Consider the following 984-nt stretch of genomic DNA (forward strand, 5'->3'; position numbering starts at 1 on the left):
TATAAAAGAGCTACTATACAAAATAGTAGCTCCTATTAAATAATGTTATCTTATCCTTCCTACCTTTCTTCTAACAAAAGGATTTTGATCTTTTGATTTCCATTTTTTTAAATGATCATAAAGCCTATTTAAATATTTAGTATCTAAAAATTCAAATTTTACATATTTTTCTGTAGTCACAATGTTTAATTCACCAAGAGTAGAATCATGATACACATACTCATAATATATTTTTAAATTTTTCAATAAATTTTTAATATTGTATTTTGAGTACTCTCTTTTTTTAGGATCTTCATATTGTAATAAAATGTATGAAAGTTGGCAAATTGTATTTTCAGAATCATTATCATAAGGAATTAAGTCGATACTAATTGGTTGATATAGATTCATAAAATACAAACATCTGATAATCTGTGATTCTGCTTCCTCACCAATATAGGATGTGTTAGAAATAAATGCCTCATTATCTTTACTGTATACATATCCTATTGCTTTGAGATCTTCTCTAACCCTAGATTCAGACAATAGACCAAATTTTTCAATAAAGCTTTCTTGTTCATAAACAGGTGTTACATCACGATAGAAATCTACTAAGGTTAAATTTTTTTCTAATAAAGAACTTTTTAACTCGCTTTGTCGACTTTTAATTTCTGATTTACTAGCCATAAAATACTCCTTTCTAAAAAAAGCAATGCCCATGGATTACGGTAGGGCAAGCGATTTGCTTGAAAATAAAACAAAATAATGCTATGTAATATACTTAATTATAATTATACAATAAAAACGAAATTAAATCAAAAACGAAACTTGAAATTTGAAAAATGCTTTTTCACCTGTTATTCTATATTACAGAAACAGGAAAACTTTACAAAAAGGAGAGAATTGAAATATGGCAATTAAACACAGAAAAAGACTAGGAGAAGGAATAATAGTAAACGAACCTAAAACACTAGATAAAGAAGTAATACATGAGTCAGTAGAAAG

1 protein-coding gene is annotated in these 984 nt (G+C 26.4%); it reads right to left on the reverse strand.

The annotated features are described in order from the left end of the window. Nucleotides 1-45: 45 nt before the first annotated feature. Nucleotides 46-666 carry a hypothetical protein gene (locus H8923_RS17020; RefSeq protein WP_187127998.1) on the reverse strand — a complete coding sequence of 207 codons (621 nt, stop codon included), beginning with the start codon at nt 664-666 and terminating at the stop codon, nt 46-48. Nucleotides 667-984: the final 318 nt, after the last annotated feature.

Source organism: Romboutsia faecis (assembly GCF_014323405.1).
GTDB classification, from domain to species: Bacteria; Bacillota; Clostridia; order Peptostreptococcales; family Peptostreptococcaceae; genus Romboutsia_E; species Romboutsia_E faecis.

Coding starts and splice junctions, on each gene's coding strand:
- H8923_RS17020 (WP_187127998.1), bottom strand. CDS start 666: ATGGCTAGTAAATCAGAAATTAAAAGTCGACAAAGCGAGTTAAAAAGT.